The organism is Stenotrophomonas sp. YJH_SMC_4 (genome assembly GCF_059371575.1).
In genome coordinates, this window is sequence record NZ_JCAFUR010000006.1 from 1 (window position 1) to 17,316 (window position 17,316).

The following is a 17,316-nucleotide window of genomic DNA, read 5'->3' on the forward strand; positions in this document are numbered from 1 at the left end:
ACCAGCGCAATTCCGTGCTGACCCAATGGCTGCACCACTACAACTGGCACCGCCCTCACATGGGGATCGGTGGCCAGCCACCTATTTCCAGAGTCCTGCTGAACAACGTGGTGGGTTTACACAGTTAGTCGACTGCTCTTCTAGCAGACTGCTCTTCGCGGTCGACTGCTCTTATCCGATCGCGGGAAATCCCGCGCTTCGCGCGAGAGTCGACTAACAGTCGACTCTACACATCGCCATCCCGAGACGTGGTCTCTGGCACGCCCCTTGCACGCAGCTGGGCCAGGTCCCATCGACAGGAGGCGCCATGCGCCGGGTCACATCTCTATTGGCCATCGCGCTTGCCCTGGCCTCGCCGTGGGCGGCTGCCGCCGACTGGCAGCCCGTAGCCAGCATCCGCGCCGCAGCGCTGACGACCTTGCCGGCGGGCAGCGAGGGTGAGGCCCAGGTGGCCGACGCGCTGCGCCTGCCGAAGTGTGGCGGCGCGCTGCAGGTGCAGCCCACCGCCAACACCACCGTAGAGGTCAGTTGCCCCGATGCGGGCGGCTGGCGCCTGTTCGTACCGGTGAAGGTGCGGCGTAACCAGACCGTGCTGGTGCTCAACCGTGGAATCGGCACTGGAGAAACCCTCACCGCCGCCGATATCACAACTGCCCAGCGTGACGCTGCCCGGATTGCCGGTGCCGTGCTGGCCGATCCCAACGCGGCGATCGGTCGCATCGCCCGCCGTCCATTGCAGGCCGGGGCCCTGCTGTCGAACAACGACCTGGTGGTTCAGCGTCTCATCAAGCGAGGAGACAATGTAGCCCTGGTGTCGCGTCGCGGTTCGGTCGAGGTCCGCATTGCCGGCCGTGCGATGGGTGATGCCGGTGAGAACGAGCGGGTCTCGGTCGAGAACCTGTCCTCGCGGCGGATCGTGCAGGGCACGGTCGATGCCGCAGGTGACGTAATCGTGGCGCGTTGAATTACCGCAAAATATCCCTAAAGATCACGGCCCTGCGGCCGTTATCCCTTGTGAACGGCAACTCCAGGACACCCCATGAGCCAGAAAATCGACGGCAACCTGCAGGTCCCCCAGGCACTGCGCAGCGTGACGACCCCGGCCAACAAGCCCGGCGTCAGCACCGATGCGGCGGCGCGCCCGGTCGAGGCGGCCGACAGCCTGCGCCTGACCGGCGAGGCCACCAATCTGCAGGCCATCGAGCGTGAGCTGACCACCGCCCCGGCGATCGACGCCCAGCGCGTGGCCGCCGTGCGCGAGTCGCTGCAGAACGGCACCTACAAGATCAATCCGGACGCGATCGCATCGCGCATGCTCGATCTGGACCAGCAGCTGCACGGATGACCGCGGCGATGAGCGAGCCGCTGCAGCGCCTCGCCCAGGCCCTGGACGTTGAACGCCAGGCCCTGGTCGAGCACGACGTACACGCCTTGATCCGGGCCACCGGCGCCAAGCTGGAAGCGCTGCGTGCGCTGGAAGGCGCGCCGCCGGTGGGGCAGGGCGAGCAGCTGCAGGAGCTGGCCGAGCGCAACCGCGCCAATGGCGTGCTGCTTTCGCGGCGCCGACGCGAAGTCAACTGGGCATTGCGCCAGTTGGGCCGTACCGAAGACGCCTCGGCCTATGACGCCAAGGGCCAGTCACACACCGTCACTGCCCGCCGCCCACTCGCCGTCGCCTGACGCGACGGCGGTCGCACTACCCACCCCCGCGGGCTGAAGCCCGCTGCGTGACCGCGTATATTGGGCGCCTGTTCGAACGTCCCGAGTCGCCGTGTCCGCTGCCAACGCCCTGGTTACCGCCCCCCTTCCTCCGCAGCCGGTGCTGCAGGCCCTGCTTGAGCGCCTGCGCGAAGGGCTGCTGCTGTTCACTGAAGACGGGCAGGTGGCGCTGGCCAATCCGGCTGCGCAGAACCTGTTGGCCGGTGGGGAGGACGGTGCATTGCCGCCGCAGCGGCTGCGTGAGCTGCTGCCACCCGATGCGCTGGAACAGGCGCGGCAGCATGGTCACTGGAACGGCAGCCTGCCGCTGGGGGAGGGTGTGGTCATCGCCCACCTCTACCACCACGGCCCGGTCGGCCAAGGGCACTTCCTGGCGTTGTTCCGCCATATCGAAGGGCAGGAAGACTACGAGCGCGAGCTGCAGCAGCGCCATGCCGAGCTGCGCCAGGCCTACCTGCGCCTCAACGGTACCCAGGAAAAGCTGCTGCAGTCGGAAAAGATGGCGTCCATCGGCCAGCTCGCTGCCGGCGTGGCGCACGAGATCAACAACCCGATCGGCTACGTGCACTCCAACCTGGGCAGCCTGCAGGAGTACCTGCGCAGCCTGTTCACGGTGATCGAAGCCTACGAACGCGCCCTTCGTGCGCCCGACCCGAAGGCATTGATTCCGGAAATCGACGATATCCGTGACCGCCTGGACATCGATTTCATCAGCCGCGACCTGCCGCAGCTGATGGCCGAATCGCGCGAAGGCATCGAACGGGTGACCCGCATCGTGCGTGACCTGAAGGACTTCTCGTATTCCGGCCGCGACGAATCGTGGAAGCTGGTCGACCTGCACGCAGGGCTGGAATCGACCATCAACATCATCTGGAACGAGCTCAAGTACAAGGTCACCCTGGTGCGTGAGTTCGGCCAGCTGCCGCTGGTGGAATGCCTGCCGTCCGAGTTGAACCAGGTCTACATGAACCTGCTGCTCAACGCCGGCCACGCCATTGCCGAGCGTGGCACGATCACCGTGCGTACCGGTGTCGACGGTGACCAGGTATGGGTCGAATTTGAAGACACTGGCGGCGGCATCTCGCCGGAACTGCGCCAGCGCATCTTCGATCCGTTCTTCACCACCAAGCCGGTGGGCAGCGGTACCGGCCTGGGCCTGTCGATCTCCTACAGCATCATCAACAAGCACCATGGCCGCATCGACCTGGACAGCACCCCAGGCGTGGGCTCGCGCTTCCGCGTGGTGCTGCCGGTGAAGCAGCCGCGCTGACCGCTTCGGGTAGTGCCGGCCGCTGGCCGGCAACCCCATTGAACCGGGCATCGAGAGCAGCCGGCCAGCGGCCGGCTCTACCAGGGCTTGTCCCCGACCAGGTTTGCGCTTCGGGTAGTGCCGGCCGCTGGCCGGCAACCTCTTTGAACCAGGCATCGAGAGCAGCCGGCCAGCGGCCGGCTCTACCAGGGCTTGTCCCCGACCTGGATTCGCGCTTCGGGTAGTGCCGGCCGCTGGCCGGCAACCTCTTTGAACCAGGCATCGAGAGCAGCCGGCCAGCGGCCGGCTCTACCAGGGCTTGTCCCCGACCGGGTTCGCGCTTCGGGTAGTGCCGGCCGCTGGCCGGCAACCTCCTTGAACCAGGCATCGAGAGCAGCCGGCAGCGGCCGGCTCTACCAGACGGGATCGTTACCGCAGCGGGCGATCCTCGCCGCCATCCCCGCTCTCGGCAGGCGCCGGACCGGCGTTGCTGCGACGCTGCTCCTCATAGGTGCGGAACGCCTGGTGGATGTGCTTGCGGAGCTCATCGTCGTTCCACGGCTTGGTCAGGAAGCGATAGATCGCACCACGGTTGATCGCGTCGGTCACCGTGTTCAGATCGGTGTAGCCGGACAGCACCAGCCGGATCGTGTCCGGGTACAGCATCTTCACCCGGCCCAGGAACTCGGTGCCGCTCATGTCGCTCATGCGCTGGTCGGACAGGATCACCTGCACGTCGTTGATCGCCAGCAGGTCGAATGCATCGCGCACGTTGCCAGCGGCCAGGATGCGGTAGCCATCGCGCCGGAACAGGCGAACCAGCGAGCGCAGTACGTTCTCCTCGTCGTCCAGCAGCAGCAGCGTGCGGTCCGGGCGGGTCTCGGCGAAGGCTTCCGGGCGCAGGTAGCGGCGGCGCAGGGTCATGCCGGCGGCATCGGCCGACATCGGTTCGCCGAACAGGTAGCCCTGGAACACGTCGCAGTCGTTGCGGCGCAGGAAGCCCAGCTGCGCCTGCGATTCCACGCCGTTGGCAATGACAGTCATGCCCAGCTGGTGGCCCATGGCGATGATCGCGCGTGCGATGGCCGCTTCGCGGTTGCCGGCTGGTGCACTCTTGATGAAACTGCGGTCGATCTTCAGCTTGTCCACCGGGTAACGCACCAGCGCACTGAGGCTGGAATCGCCGGTGCCGAAGTTGTCCAGGCTCAGGCTGATGCCTTCGTTGCGCAGGTTGGCCAGTGTCTCGTGCACGAAATTGACATTGTTGGTCAGCGCGCTTTCGTTGATCTCCAGCGTCAGCATCTGTGCCGGCACGCCCGCGGCCTGGATCAGGCCCATCACTTCAGCGAAGAAGTTCGGCCGCAGCAGCTGCAGGGTGGAGACGTTCACGGCAATGGTGAAGTCGTCGAAGCCCTGGTCGCGCCACAGGCGGGCCTGCTTGAGCGCGCCCTCCAGCACCCAGGTGCCGATCTGCACGATGATGCCCAGTCGCTCGGCGGTGCGCATGAAGCGCTCCGGCACCAGCATGCCCAGCGTGGGGGACTGCCAGCGCAGCAGCGCCTCCATGCCCACCACATGGCCGTCGCGGGCACTGACCAGCGGCTGGTAGCGAAGCTTCAGCTCACCGTTGGGGATCGCGTCGACGATCTGGCGCGCGATGATGCTCTCGCTGTGCGCGCTCGGCGGGGTATCCACTGCATGGATGCGCACCGCGTTCCCACCTTCGCGGGCTGCCTGGTACAGCGCATCCTCGGCGTGGTCGAGCAGTCGCGAGGCGTTACTGGCGTGTTCCGGGCACAGGCTCACCCCCAGCTTGCCAGTCATGAACAGCGTGTACGGCAGCACCGACAGGGGCAACTCCATCTGTTGCCGGATCTCCTCGGCGAAGTCCTCCGGCAGCGGCACGTCGGCGTTGCGCGGGACTGCGATCAGGAACTCGTCGCTGCCATGCCGCCACAGTTTGCCGCGACCCCGCAGGTAGGACTGCAGCCGCTGCGCCACCAGCACCAGCGCCTGGTCACCCACCTCGGCGCTCATGTTCTCGTTGACTGAAGCGAAGTGGTCGATGTCCACGTGCATCAGCATCAGCGTGGTGCCGCCGGAGGCCGCTTCGGCGACCATCGCCTGCAGCTCGGGGTTGCCGGCACCGAGGCGATCGGGTGCATCATCGATGCTGACCGGCGGCTGGTTGGGATTCCACATAGGCTCAGTATTCCGGTGACTCAACGGCGGCCATGCTGGCCGCCTGGTAGGGGAGGTGAACGTCGATCAGGGTGCCTTCGCCATGTGCGGACTCGATGCGCACATGGCCGCCGACACTCTGCGCGCGCTCGCGCATCACGATCAGACCCAGGCCGCGCGGGCCGTCCGGGTCGAAACCTTCGCCGTCGTCGCGGATCTGCAGGTGCAGGCTGCGCTTGCCGATGTCGCGCAGTTGCAGGTGCACCTGGCTCGCGCGTGCGTGCCGCAGCACGTTGGTCAGGCTCTCCTGTGCGATGCGGAAGCAGGCCTGTTCGATGCTGTTGTCGGGGCGATGAGGCAGGGGCTCGATCTCGGCCAGCAGCTCCACCTGCGAAGAACGGAACAGCACCCGTGCCTGCCAGCTGAGGGCTGCTTCCAGGCCCAGCGCGTCCAGCTGCGGAGGGCGCAGCAGGGTGGAGATGTCGCGCAGCTTGGCTACCGTGGTGTCGGCCAGGCTGACGATCTGTGCCAGGTCCTCGGCGCGGCGTTGCGGATCGTGCTCGTCCTGCGCGGCATGGGCGGACAATTTGATCGCCGTGATCGCCTGGCCGATGTCGTCGTGCAGATCGCGCGAGATCGCGCGGCGCTCGTCTTCCTGCAGGGAGAACAGGCGGCCGGCCATCGCCTGCAGTTCGCGGTTGCTGGTTTCCAGTGCACTGCGCGTCCGTTCGGAATCACTGAGGTCGCGCACGATCAGCAGCTTGCAGTCGCGGCCACCATAGCGAACCTCGCCCACCGCCAGGCCGGCATGGAAGCTGCGGCCGTCGGCGCGCTGCATGGCCACCACGCTGCTGTGGCCGGGGCCCAGGTGTGGCTGCCCTGCACGCAGCTGGCCGCGGACGCGGGCCAGATCACCGGCAGCGACCAGCGCCGACAGCGGCTCACCCAGCAGGGTATGGCTGCCATAGCCGAACAGGCTGGCCGCCCAGGCGTTGGTGTACAGCACGTGCTCGTCGGAGAGGATCACCACGCCATCGGGCAGCACCCGCACCAGTTCGCGGAACTGCTCCTCGCGCTCGCGTAGCAGGCGCCGCGATTGCTCCCGCTCGGTCACGTCCTGCAGGGTGCCCAGCACGCGGCTGCGGCCGGACTCATCGACACCACTGGCGGCACGCAGGTGCACCATCAGGGCGCGTCCGTCCATCGACAGCAGGGGCAGCAGTACGTCCACCTGCACCGGATCACCCGAGCAGAGGTCGGCCAGCAGCTGTTCGGTCTGGGTGGCGGTGGCGGGGTCGGCGGGAACCAGCAGCTCGTCGAAGCGGTGCCAGCGGCGGGCTTCCGGCGGCCGGCGGCCAAGCAGGCGGTAGACCTGGTTGGAATAGCGGCCCATGCCGGTGGACGGGTCCAGTTCCCAGGCGCCGATGCGCGCGAGTTCGTGGGCTTCTTCCACCCGCGCAAGCGCCTGGTCACGGCGCAGCTGGGCCAGGTCTTCGGCGGTGCGGTCGATGGCAATCAACAAGCGGGCGTTGTGGCCGTCATAGCTGATGGCGTTGGAGCGCAGTTCCATCTGCCGCAGCGAGCCGTCACGCAGCTGCAGCTGGGTACGCAGGATGCACAGTTCCTCCGGCGCCTCGCGGATCGCCTCCAGCTTGGTCTGCAGCGCCTGGTCCTGGCCTGGCGGCCACAACGCGTCGATGGTCTGCTCCAGCAGTTCGTCACGCTCCCAGCCGAAGGCGGTACAAGCAGCCGGATTCGCATCGAGGATCGCCAGCGTGTCCAGGTCGTAGACCAGGATCGGGCCGGGGTTGCCCTCGAACATCTGCCGCAGGCGCAGCTCCGAGGCCTGCTGGCGCGCATGGGTGTGCAGCACATGCTCGGCCAGCGGCCGCAGCAGCAGATACAGCAGGCCGGCACTGGCCAGTGCGAAGAACGAGCCCTTCACGCTCTGCCACATCGCCGCCTGCTGCGGATCCGGCACCAGCGCCTGCACGGCACTGTCGGAAGCGATCATCCAGGCCAATGCCATCACCAGGTAGCTCAGGACCACCCGTCGCCGGTCGCGGCTCAGCGCCTGCGCCATCCGCGGATCGGGTACAAGGGCGGTGCCGGTCGGTTCTGCAGGCATGGACGGGCTGGTTGAAAGGGGCGCCGGCCATCTTACCGCGCAGGTGCGCCCAGACCACTCAATTATCCGCCGCAGGCGCCGTTAACCACTGCGTGCCCCGCTGACGGGCGTGTCATCCGGAGCAAGATCGCGTGGACCAAGGGATCATCGCCAGCCTGCTGCAGCACCCGCTTGCGTCGGCGCTGGTCATCGTCGACCGCACGGGCCGACCGCTGGCGGCCAATCCGGCTGCGCGCGAGCATGGCCTGCCGGCCACCGTGGCTGCGTATGCGCCGATGCTGGAAGATCTGCGCCTGATGGCCGCCGATGGCGGCATCGTGGCCTGCACGCTGCCGGGTGGCCCGCACGGGCACTACGATGGCCACCTGCGCGCCGTGCACGATGGCGCCGGCAACCTGCTGGCCTTCACGCTGAGCATTCCCGAACCGGTGCCGCTCGGCGGCGGTGGGCGCTGGGAGCTGGCGCTGGACAGTGCCGGCCACAGCCTGTGGGACTGGGACATTCCCAGTGACCGTGTGGTGCGCACCCCGGCAGTGGGCGATGAAACCGCCACCGAGATGCTGGCCCGCGTGCACGGCGAGGACATCGCCCAGGTGCGGGCCGCACTGGAAGAGCATCTGCGTGGCTTGAGCGAGCAGTACAGCGCGCAGTTCCGTTTCCGCCAGGCCGATGGCCAGTGGCGCTGGGTACTGGACCGGGGCCGCGTGGTCGCGCGCACCGCCGATGGCCAGCCGCTGCGCATGGTCGGTACCCATACCGATATCGAACAGCAGAAGCAGCTGGAAGGGCTGCTGCAGGAACAGCAGCTTCACCTGAGCGAGGCCCAGCGCATCGCCAGCATGGGCAGCTGGTCGTTCGACCCCAACAGTGGTCATTTCTGGTGGTCGCCGGAGCTGCGTTCGATGCTTGCGCTGGAGCAGGGCGCCGTACCCGGCCAGCGGCGCTGGCTGAAGCAGCTGCACCCACGTTCACGTGGCGCATTGCGTGCGGCGTGGCGGCGGTTGTGGCGCGATGGCCGTGCCGCCAATCTCGAACTGGAACTGACCCGGGGCAACGAGCCGTCGCAGCACCTGCGGCTGTGGATGCAGCCGTTGCTGGACATGGACGGACAGCCCAAGCGACTGCTCGGACAGGTGCAGAACATCACCGAGCAGCACCAGACCGACGCGTTGATCCGCTGGCGCACCGAGTTGCTCAACCGCGTCTCCGCGCTGGGCCGCATCGGCGGCTGCGAGATCGAGGTGAAGACCCGGCACATGCAGTGGACCGAGGAGTGCTATCGCATTCACGGCCTGCGCAAGGAACCGATCACCCTCGACCAGGCGCTGGCGTTGTACACCGAGGACTCACGCAATGCCTTCGAAGCGGCGTTGGCGCGCATCGCCAACGGCGGGCTGCCCGAGCAGCTGGACCTGTGCTTCTACCGCCAGTCCGGCCTGCGCGTCTGGGTGCAGGTGCTGATCGAGCTGGACCGCCGTGACGGCCTGCCACCGCGCTTCGTGGTGCTGTTCCGTGACATCACCCGCGAACGCGAGGCCAACGAGCGCATCGAACTGCTGGCCCACTACGATCTGCTGACCGGCCTGCCCAATCGCGTGCTGCTCGGCGAGCAGACGGCAGAGGCCATCGAAGAAGCACGTGACCGTGGCACATCGCTGGCGATGCTGTTCATCGACCTGGATGGCTTCAAGACCATCAACGACAGCTTCGGCCACGCCACCGGTGATGCACTGCTGAAGGCCGCGGCGACGCGCCTGCACCAGAACCTGCGCAACAACGATCTGTTCGGCCGCTTCAGTGGTGATGAATTCATCGTGGTACTGCGCGACCTGGCCGAGCCGGAAGACGCCGGCCACGTCGCGCGCAAGCTGATCGCTTCGCTGGCCGAGCCACTGCGGCGTGGCGAGACCACGTTGAAGGTCGGCGCCAGCGTCGGCATCGCGATGCTGGGCGATGCACAGACCGATTTCGATTCATTGCTGCGTGCCGCCGATGCCGCGATGTACGCGGCCAAGGAAGCGGGGCGCAACACCTACCAGTACTACAGCCAGGACGCATTGGCCCGCATCCAGCGCAAGCTGGAGCTGGAGCATGCCCTGCACGGCGCCATCGAGCGCGAAGAGTTCAGCCTGGCCTACCAGCCGCTGCTGCACGCCCACCACGGCGAGCCGCCGGCGATCGAGGCACTGTTGCGCTGGCACCGCCCCGGGATCGGCTACTGCAGCCCGGCCGAGTTCATCCCCATTGCCGAAAAATGCGGCGAGATCGTGCGGATCGGCGACTGGGTGCTGAATGAGGCCTGCCGCCAGGCAACCGCCTGGGACCGTGCCGGACTGCGTTTCGACCGCATTGCGGTGAATGTTTCTGCGGTACAGCTGCGAGACCGCGGCTTTGCCGAGCGCGTGATCGAAATCTGCCACGCCCATGGCTGGCCACCACAGCGGCTGGAGCTGGAACTGACTGAGTCGGCGTTGATCCGTGACACCGACATCCTGCGCCATTGCTTCGACGTGCTGGAACGGCACGGCGTGCCGCTGGCGGTGGATGACTTCGGCACCGGCTTCTCCAATCTCAACTACCTCAACCGCTTCCCGGTGGGGCGCCTGAAGATCGACCGCAGTTTCGTGCAGGGCATGCTGCACGATTCGGGTACGGCTGAAGTGACCCAGGCCATCGTGCACCTGGGCCACGCGTTGGGCATGAAGGTGGTGGCCGAGGGCGTGGAAACGCACCAGGAAGAGGACATGCTGCGCCGCCAGGGCTGCGACGAGATCCAGGGCTACCTGTACTCGCGCCCGCTCAGCCCGCGCGACCTGGCGCAGTGGCTGCGCCAGCCACAGCCGGTTTCGCTGCGCACCGATGCCAGTGGGGAAGTGATGCTGGTGCGCTGAGTAGATGATTCCTCAGTTGCGCAATATTTCATCAGCAGGATCGGGCGAGGATTGCGACGCGAAGAGTTTGCCTGTTCGCTTCCGGGAATGGATCGACGATCCTTCCCGAACTAGCGACATGCGCATGGTCGAGATGTTCGTTGTCGTCGCGCTCTGCACTTGGGGTGGGCTCAGTGAGCTTCAGGCACGGCTGCCGGAGGCGCGTTTCATCACGGCCGACGGTAGTTTCGCCAGCGCCATTGCGTCGTTGGTGATCAATTTCTACCTGGTTTTCTACCTCTTCTGCAGAAGAAACGTACATGGCGACCATTCGAAATGTGTGTTTGGAAGTCTCCTGATACTCAGTGCAAGCGTGAACTATCTGAGCTTCGAGCTGCTATCTGATCGGCTGCAGGACATTTCCAGGTGGTTACCTCCTACCGCGTGGCAACTGAACTTCGCGCTGCTCATATCGACCGTCAGGAATGTCATCGCTTTCGGTTTCGGCGCGATTGGCGCGGGGATTGTCTCGGGTGTTCTCAGTCGGCACGGAAAGGGTGTCTCGGATACCTAAGCAGGCGCCGCATGGCGACCATCCACGCATGGCGTGGATCTACCGCAACCCGCTTTGGTGGGTGCCGACCGTTGGTCGGCACGGATGCCTGTGCCTCTCGATCATCCACGCATGGGGTGGATCTACCTCGGAAAATCCGCTTTCAACTGCATGCGCAATGCCTCGACAATGGCCGCATAGCGCCGCTTCTGGACCAGATAGCTGGCCAGGAACAGCGGCAGCACCAGCAGCATGGGCGCCACCATCGGGCGCATCGCCACCAGCGGCAACAGCAGCAGCGACAGGATCGCCACGAATCAGCTGCACAGGCCGATCACCCGCACTTCGTGCCGTCGCGCGTTGAGTACGATGCGACCGCGCATCACCGGGAAGTAGCGCAGGCCGAAGCTTGGCGCGAAGCTCTCGCGGAACGCCATGCTGCCATCGGGCAGCGCATGGAAGGCCAATTGCAGCCATCTGTCCTGCGGCAGGTCACGTTCCAGGCTGCCCAGCGAGAGCCGGGCCTGCATGGCCGGTGACGCCGCGATGCGTTCGTTGAACAGGGTGATGCCCCAACTGAAATAACCGGCCACCCAGGCCATCAGAAGGACGGTCTCGATCAGCAGGAGTGCGATCAGGGTGATGGCCATCGGTCTTCCATGAACGGGATCGGTGGATCATGCCACAACGATTTCGCCACCCCGGTAGATCCACGCCATGCGTGGATGTTGCGGCGAGGGCCAGACGTCACACCGGCGGATGAAAGCCGTCCACCCATGGCGTGGATCTACTTCAGCGCTTCCCCGTCCAACCCCAGGTCCCAGGCCAGTCCCAGCAGTGCCTCGTCCGCCCGCGACGGGGCGGGGCGCGCGTCCGCCAGCTGCTGCAGTTCGCGGATCTCCTCGCGTGCCACATCCTCCAGCTGCTGCAGCTGCTCACGCACGCTCGCGTTGCGCGGGCGCTCGGTATCGGTGAGAGAGGGCAGGGCGCGGATCAGGGTCATGGTGCGGGTACAGGATGCATCCAACGGCGGGTCACAGGCAAAGGCCCCGGACGAACCGGGGCCTTGCGGGCTGCCGACGAGGGCAGCGGACATCAGGGTCAGAACAGCTCGACGGTGCCGGCGCCCATGCTCTGCTGGGCAACCGGCTTGTGCGGCGGGCGTTCCCATTCGCTGCGCAGTTCGCGCAGGCGGCTGCCGGTGCGCTGCAGGGCGGTGGCGATCTCTTCGTCGAACACGCCGCCATTGCGGTGCAGCAGTTCCTGCAGGGCCACCGCTTCGCGGTTGATCGCGGTCAGGCGGTCCAGGTGGGTGTGCACGCCGCCCAGCGCCTGGGTGGCGATGTCTTCGAACTGCAGGGCGCGCACGGCTTCGGCTACGCTGCCATCGATCGAACGGGCGCACTCGGACACTTCGCGCATGCCGTCACCCAGCGAGGCGTTGATCTGCGCGACGTTGTCGAGCATCGCCGCCGCTTCCTGGCGCGCTTCGCGGGAGCGGTCCATGTCACGCGAGGCCATGTGCGAGACCGTCTCGCGCACCTTGGCGATGGCGTCCTTGGAGCTGTGTGCCAGCTTGCGGATCTGCTCGTTGAAGGTGGTCGAGCGCTCGGACAGGTTGCGCACTTCGTCGGCGACCACCGCGAAGCCGCGACCGGCTTCACCGGCACGTGCCGCTTCAATGGCAGCGTTCAGGGCCAGCAGGTTGGTCTGGTCGGCGATCGACTTGACGTCTTCCAGCAGCGCGAAGATGCCATCCAGGTGCTGCGCCATCTGGTCGATGTGCTGCACGGTGGTGCTGCTCTGGCCGCTCACCTGTTCCAGCGCTTCGACCAGCTGTTCCATGCGGTGGCTGGCGTGCTGGGCGAAACGGGCAACGTCGAGGCCGGCGTTGCCTTCGTCACCGGCGCGGTCGACGATGCGCGACAGGGCCTGGCTCTGCTGGCGCGACTTGCGGTTCATCGCATCGAAGCTGCCACCGAGGCTGGAGACGGCCTGGCGGATCAGGTCACGGGCGCGTTCCACTTCGCCGCGCGAACCCTCGATCTCGTTGCCGACGAAATTGCGCAGTTCGGTCAGCAGCTGGTCCTGCTCACGCAGGACACGGGCGTGTTCCGGGGAACGGTGTGCCTGGGCGCGGGTGGTCCACCACGCAAAGCCGAGCCAGCTCAGCGTCATCGTGGTCAGGATCGCCCAGCGCAGGGCGGCCGGCCATTCGAAACCGATGGCGAAGGGGAGCAGCAGGGTCAGAGCCAGGGGGGCGGCCAGACGGATGAAAATGCGTGAGTACATGGACGTTCTCGGGAGGTGCACGGAGGATGTATCGGCCGTACCCCCTTTCTCTTTAACGTCGATATGCCTCGAAGTGCATTCTGAATGCGCCGGTTTTCCGGCGCCTTGGCGGCTTCGGGGTCAGAGCCCATTCCTTGCCGGAAAGGGATCCGACCGCTGGGGCAGACAGCAACGGGGTCGGATCCCTTTTCCATGGAAAAGGGCTCTGACCCCACACCCTCAGGCCAGCTGCCGGTCCACGGCCTCGATCATCGCCTTGCGGCTGAACAGGAAGTCCCAGTAGCTGCCACCCAGCTGCCGCCACAGCACCGCCGCGCGCACCGCGGCCAGCAGCAGGGCGCGGATCTCGGCCACCACGCCAGCCTGGCCCAGGTAGTGCGGGTTGCCCTGCACCATGACCCGCGGCTTGAGGTGGCTGATGGTGTCGGCGTAAAGGCCTCCCAGGTTGGCCAGCACGTCCGGGTGGCCGCTGTCGCCCAGTTCGGTGGCCTGGCGCTGGGCGCGCTCGATGCCCGAGGCGACCTTGTTCACGGTGGCGCCATCCTGAACGAAGCGGCGCTCCAGCTGCAGCACCGACAGGGCCAGCTTGGGCAGGATCGGGTCCTGGCCCTGGCTGCGGAAGTAGTTGTGCAGCAGGCGCAGGCCGGACTTCAGTGCATGGCGGTCACCGAACACCTCCTGCGGCGAGGACGCATCGACACGGAACACGCTGTCCACGGCGGTGCGCACGGCGGCGGCGTCGGAATGGCCGGTATCGGCGATGCGGCGTACCTGCTGCAGGGCCTGGGCAATGCCGGCCAGGGCCAGGACGCGGTCGTCGACAGTGAAACTCATGCAGCGATTACCTCAAAAGGGGAAGGGGTGGTGCGCAGGCGCTGTTCCAGCGGCGCATCGGTGGCGGCGATCACCGCGCCACCCAGGCACACGTCACCGTCATACAGCACCAGTGATTGACCGGGGGTAACGGCGCGCTGTGGGCGCGCGAAGGTGACCAGCACGCTGCCATCGTCCAGCACCTGGACCGTACACGGCTCATCGGGCTGGCGGTAGCGGGTCTGGCCGGTGCATTCGAAGCGCCGTGCCGGCGGCGAACCGGCGATCCAGTGCGCGGTTTCCGAACGCAGGCGCTCGGACAGCATCCACTTGCTGTCGCGGTCCTGGTCCACGTACAGCACGTTGCTGGCCACATCCTTGCCGACCACGTACCACGGCGCGGCCGGGCGTCCACGCACGCCGCCGATGTTCAGGCCCTCGCGTTGGCCCAGGGTGAAATAGAACACGCCCGGATGTTCGGCGATCACGCTGCCGTCGGCCGGGTCGAGGATCTGGCCGGGCTTGGCCGGCAGGTAGCGGCCGAGGAACTCGCGGAAGTCACGCTCGCCGATGAAGCAGATGCCGGTGGAGTCCTTCTTGGCGTGGGTCGGCAGGCTGACGTCACGCGCGATCCGGCGCAGGTCGGTCTTTTCCAGGTCGCCGATCGGGAACAGGGTGGCCGCCAGCTGCTCCTGGCCCAGCTGGTGCAGGAAGTAGCTCTGGTCCTTGGAACGGTCGGCGCCGCGCAGCAGCAGCCACTGGTGGCCACGCTGGGTCACCCGTGCATAGTGCCCGGTGGCGATGCGTTCGGCGCCCAGCTCGCGGGCGGCATCCAGGAAGTGCTTGAACTTCACTTCGCGGTTGCACAGCACGTCCGGATTCGGGGTGCGCCCGGCGGCGTACTCGGCCAGGAAGTGCTCGAACACGCCCTGCCAGTACTCGCTGGAGAAATCGCGGAAGTGGAACGGGATGCCGAGCAGGCCGCAGACGGCCACCGCATCGCGGCGGTCGTCCTCGGCGCGGCAGTCGCCGCTGCCATCGTCGGCCCAGTTCTGCATGAACAGGCCGGCCACGGCTTCGCCCTGCTGTACCAGACGCCAGGCGGCGACCGAAGAGTCGACACCTCCGGAGACGCCCACCATCACGCGCGGAGTGCTCATGCGACCTCCCGGACCAGCGAAAGCGGATGGCGCTGGCCACCCAGGTAATCAGCCACCACCTGCCAGACCAGCGGGCTGCGCTGGCGCTCGCCGGCGGCCTGCAGTTCGGCCGGGGTCAGCCACAGCGCGCGGTCGATGCCGGTGTCCAGTGGCTGCGCCGGGTCGTGCGAGACCGGGCGCGCCGCGTAGCAGAAGCGCAGGAAGGCAGTGCCGTCGCCGGCAGTCCACTGGTAGCAGCCGATGAAATGGGTCAGCTGCACCGTCCAGCCGGTTTCCTCGCGGGTCTCGCGCAGGGCTGCCTCGGCCAGGCTTTCGCCCGGCTCGAGGTGGCCGGCCGGCTGGTTCAGCACCTGCCGGCCATCGATGGTCTCTTCAACCAGCAGCACGCGGCCGCCGTCGACCACCACCGTGGCAACGGTGGCGTGCGGTGCCCAGCGCGGGTCCGGCGTGGCGTTCAACTCAGAACTCGTCCTTCTTGGTCAGTTCCAGCTCCATGGCGTCGGCGGTGCGGATGGCCGCATCGATGGCGTCGCTGAGCTGGTCGGCAGTGGCATCGGCGTCGATCTTGACCACGAACATGGCGGTGGTGTCCTGCTTTACCCAGCCGCCCATCTTGGCATCCTGCGAATCTTCCAGCAGGCGGTTGGCCACGGCCACCGGGAACTGCTTGGTCTTCGCGTTGTAGGCCGGCGACCAGATCTCGCGGATGTTGTGGGTACCGAAATCTTCCACCGACGAACGCACGTAGACCATCTGGGTGCGGTCACCCTCGACGTCGAAGACCATGCGGTAGTCGCCGTCCTCATCGACTTCGTAGGTGTAGCCCAGCTTGTCCAGATGGCGGGCCACGGCCTTGTCGGCGTCTGCGGCGGCAGCGGAGCCGGTGGCAGCCAGAGCGATCAGGAGGGCGGGGAGAAGGGTCCTTTTCATGAAGATCCTGTGAAACAGTGTTGAGAGAGGGTGCAATTGTGACGGTGGGCGTGCGTGCCGTCCAATCCGCGGCAGGCCGACGCAGGCGCGCCCGAGCCTCTATAATGGCCCGATGCCCCATGAGTCTTCCCCCGATTCCCAGCACGAGCACGGCGTCGCCGTAGAGGCCGCGCGCCCGGAAGTGGCGCCGCCGCCGTTCTACCAGGTGATGCTGCTCAATGACGACTACACCCCGATGGATTTCGTGGTGGATGTGCTGCAGCAGTTCTTCAGCATGGACCTGGACAAGGCCACGCAGGTGATGCTGCACGTCCATACCCGCGGCCGCGGCGTGTGCGGGGTGTTCACCCGCGAAGTGGCCGAGACCAAGGTCGCCCAGGTCAACGAGTACTCGCGGATGAACCAGCACCCGCTGCTGTGCACGATGGAAAAGGCCTGACCGGCTGCCGGTTCTCGTCCGGGCACATCGATCCCGGATGGGTGTGCCCACCAAGGTGGGCACCTACCAAGGCAGAAGCCCGTATCGACCGTGGATGGGGCGTGCCCGCCAAGGTGCGCACCTGCCAAGCGCGGGTCTCACCTCTCCGCCAGCGCCTCCAGGGCCATCCGGGCGACTGTCTCGTCGATATCGGCCGGGTCGCCGTCATCCCTGAACCACACTGCCGACAGCGCAGTGCTGGCCGCGATCCAGCGCAGCAGGCGTGTGCGTTCCAGTTCGGCCAGCGCACAGACCTGCTCAAGGCGGATCGCAAACCGCTCGGGCCGCGTCGCAACGTGGATGCCCGGACCACAGAGGTCCGGGTTGCTGAACATCGTCGTGTAATCGAACGCACGGTCCCCCAGCAGTCGCTTCGGGTCGATCGCCAACCAGCCGCGCGGGCCGAAATCCAGCACATTGTCATGATGCAGGTCGCCGTGCAGCGGCCGGATCTCCTGTTCGTCACGCAGCAGCCCCTCCGCCAGTGATCTGCACTGTTCCAGCAGTGGCGGCAGCACAGCCCTTGGCTGCAGCAGGTCGGCGAACCATCTACGCAGGCAGACCAGTTCCGCTGGCGGCGCGCTCCGTGGCCGGTGCAGCCGCTGCAGGACCTGGCACAGGATCGCGGTGCAGGCGTCATCGTCGCCCTCGATCGAGCGTTGTCGCAGCGAGTCACCGCGGGCACGCTCGATCAGGATCGCAGGCCCCTCGTGGGCCAGCAGGCGGGCGGCGCCATCGCCGTTCCACCAGCGTAGCAGGCGATGGCTGTTCTGCTCCTCGGTCTCGCTGCTGATCTTCAGCATCGCTGGCTCGCCCGCAGCGGTCAGCACCGGCCAGAGCCGGGCGTGGGGCGTACGGAGGGCCGGGCCATCACGCCGCAATCGCCAGCGGCTCAGGTAGGGTTCGCTCATGCTGGGTGGGCTGTCCTGGAGTGAATGAAGAT

At 66.8% G+C, this 17,316-nt stretch carries 19 protein-coding genes; 8 read left to right on the top strand and 11 right to left on the bottom strand.

The window, feature by feature from the left end; all coding sequences use genetic code 11:
• The 5 genes from AC5P9F_RS11050 to AC5P9F_RS11070 all read left to right on the top strand — a co-directional run.
• Nucleotides 1-128, top strand: a 128-nt coding sequence (locus AC5P9F_RS11050) for an integrase core domain-containing protein (protein ID WP_146256670.1), incomplete at its 5' end; no start/stop codon positions are given.
• 179 nt (nt 129-307) lie between these two features.
• Entirely contained in the window at nt 308-964 is a 657-nt protein-coding gene (flgA, locus tag AC5P9F_RS11055) for a flagellar basal body P-ring formation chaperone FlgA (protein ID WP_062606981.1), read from the top strand.
• 75 nt (nt 965-1,039) lie between these two features.
• Complete coding sequence (gene flgM / locus AC5P9F_RS11060; RefSeq protein WP_005409579.1) at nt 1,040-1,345, top strand: flagellar biosynthesis anti-sigma factor FlgM; 306 nt, start codon at nt 1,040-1,042, stop codon at nt 1,343-1,345.
• On the top strand, nt 1,342-1,680 hold the full coding sequence (locus tag AC5P9F_RS11065) for a flagellar protein FlgN (RefSeq protein WP_005409580.1): 339 nt from the start codon (nt 1,342-1,344) through the stop codon (nt 1,678-1,680). The genes flgM and AC5P9F_RS11065 overlap by 4 nt, the downstream gene beginning before the upstream one ends.
• A 91-nt stretch (nt 1,681-1,771) precedes the next feature.
• Nucleotides 1,772-2,989 carry an ATP-binding protein gene (locus AC5P9F_RS11070; protein WP_005409581.1) on the top strand — a complete coding sequence of 406 codons (1,218 nt, stop codon included), beginning with the start codon at nt 1,772-1,774 and terminating at the stop codon, nt 2,987-2,989.
• Between the two features lie 408 nt (nt 2,990-3,397).
• On the opposite strand, the gene AC5P9F_RS11075 is transcribed toward AC5P9F_RS11070, so the two are convergent.
• On the bottom strand, nt 3,398-5,170 hold the full coding sequence (locus AC5P9F_RS11075) for an EAL domain-containing protein (RefSeq protein ID WP_111174296.1): 1,773 nt from the start codon (nt 5,168-5,170) through the stop codon (nt 3,398-3,400).
• Between the two features lie 4 nt (nt 5,171-5,174).
• Nucleotides 5,175-7,277: a sensor histidine kinase gene (locus AC5P9F_RS11080; protein WP_005409583.1), complete on the bottom strand. Its 2,103-nt coding sequence runs from the start codon at nt 7,275-7,277 to the stop codon at nt 5,175-5,177.
• A 131-nt stretch (nt 7,278-7,408) separates the two neighbouring features.
• On the opposite strand from AC5P9F_RS11080, the gene AC5P9F_RS11085 reads away from it, so the two are divergent.
• Together AC5P9F_RS11085 and AC5P9F_RS11090 are read left to right on the top strand one after the other, a co-directional pair.
• On the top strand, nt 7,409-10,168 hold the full coding sequence (locus AC5P9F_RS11085) for a bifunctional diguanylate cyclase/phosphodiesterase (protein WP_005409584.1): 2,760 nt from the start codon (nt 7,409-7,411) through the stop codon (nt 10,166-10,168).
• Nucleotides 10,169-10,172: 4 nt separating this feature from the next.
• Nucleotides 10,173-10,721, top strand: coding sequence for a hypothetical protein (locus tag AC5P9F_RS11090; RefSeq protein WP_274850209.1), 549 nt, complete (start codon nt 10,173-10,175; stop codon nt 10,719-10,721).
• Between the two features lie 122 nt (nt 10,722-10,843).
• Here AC5P9F_RS11090 and AC5P9F_RS11095 read toward each other — a convergent pair whose 3' ends face one another.
• The 8 genes from AC5P9F_RS11095 to AC5P9F_RS11130 form a co-directional block, all read right to left on the bottom strand.
• Complete coding sequence (locus AC5P9F_RS11095) at nt 10,844-11,014, bottom strand: hypothetical protein (protein ID WP_495231943.1); 171 nt, start codon at nt 11,012-11,014, stop codon at nt 10,844-10,846.
• Nucleotides 11,015-11,017: 3 nt separating this feature from the next.
• Entirely contained in the window at nt 11,018-11,350 is a 333-nt protein-coding gene (locus AC5P9F_RS11100) for a hypothetical protein (RefSeq protein ID WP_447382654.1), read from the bottom strand.
• Nucleotides 11,351-11,487: 137 nt separating this feature from the next.
• Nucleotides 11,488-11,703, bottom strand: coding sequence for a hypothetical protein (locus AC5P9F_RS11105; protein WP_032966708.1), 216 nt, complete (start codon nt 11,701-11,703; stop codon nt 11,488-11,490).
• A gap of 98 nt (nt 11,704-11,801) precedes the next feature.
• Nucleotides 11,802-12,992, bottom strand: coding sequence for a methyl-accepting chemotaxis protein (locus AC5P9F_RS11110; RefSeq protein WP_005409587.1), 1,191 nt, complete (start codon nt 12,990-12,992; stop codon nt 11,802-11,804).
• A 219-nt stretch (nt 12,993-13,211) separates the two neighbouring features.
• Nucleotides 13,212-13,826, bottom strand: coding sequence for a high frequency lysogenization protein HflD (gene hflD / locus AC5P9F_RS11115; protein ID WP_005413279.1), 615 nt, complete (start codon nt 13,824-13,826; stop codon nt 13,212-13,214).
• Nucleotides 13,823-14,965, bottom strand: a complete 1,143-nt coding sequence (gene mnmA / locus AC5P9F_RS11120) for a tRNA 2-thiouridine(34) synthase MnmA (protein WP_180881214.1) — start codon at nt 14,963-14,965, stop codon at nt 13,823-13,825. Before mnmA ends, hflD begins: the two co-directional genes overlap by 4 nt.
• The gene (locus tag AC5P9F_RS11125) at nt 14,962-15,423 is read right to left on the bottom strand and encodes an NUDIX hydrolase (protein WP_005409590.1); all 462 of its coding nucleotides are present in this window, start codon (nt 15,421-15,423) and stop codon (nt 14,962-14,964) included. The genes mnmA and AC5P9F_RS11125 overlap by 4 nt, the downstream gene beginning before the upstream one ends.
• 1 nt (nt 15,424) lies before the next feature.
• The gene (locus AC5P9F_RS11130; RefSeq protein WP_005409591.1) at nt 15,425-15,895 is read right to left on the bottom strand and encodes a hypothetical protein; all 471 of its coding nucleotides are present in this window, start codon (nt 15,893-15,895) and stop codon (nt 15,425-15,427) included.
• A 112-nt stretch (nt 15,896-16,007) separates the two neighbouring features.
• On the opposite strand from AC5P9F_RS11130, the gene clpS reads away from it, so the two are divergent.
• On the top strand, nt 16,008-16,334 hold the full coding sequence (gene clpS / locus AC5P9F_RS11135) for an ATP-dependent Clp protease adapter ClpS (protein ID WP_005409592.1): 327 nt from the start codon (nt 16,008-16,010) through the stop codon (nt 16,332-16,334).
• A gap of 137 nt (nt 16,335-16,471) precedes the next feature.
• Here the strand turns inward: clpS and AC5P9F_RS11140 are convergent, their stop codons facing one another.
• On the bottom strand, nt 16,472-17,284 hold the full coding sequence (locus AC5P9F_RS11140) for an APH(6) family putative aminoglycoside O-phosphotransferase (protein ID WP_099479173.1): 813 nt from the start codon (nt 17,282-17,284) through the stop codon (nt 16,472-16,474).
• Between the last annotated feature and the right edge of the window lie 32 nt (nt 17,285-17,316).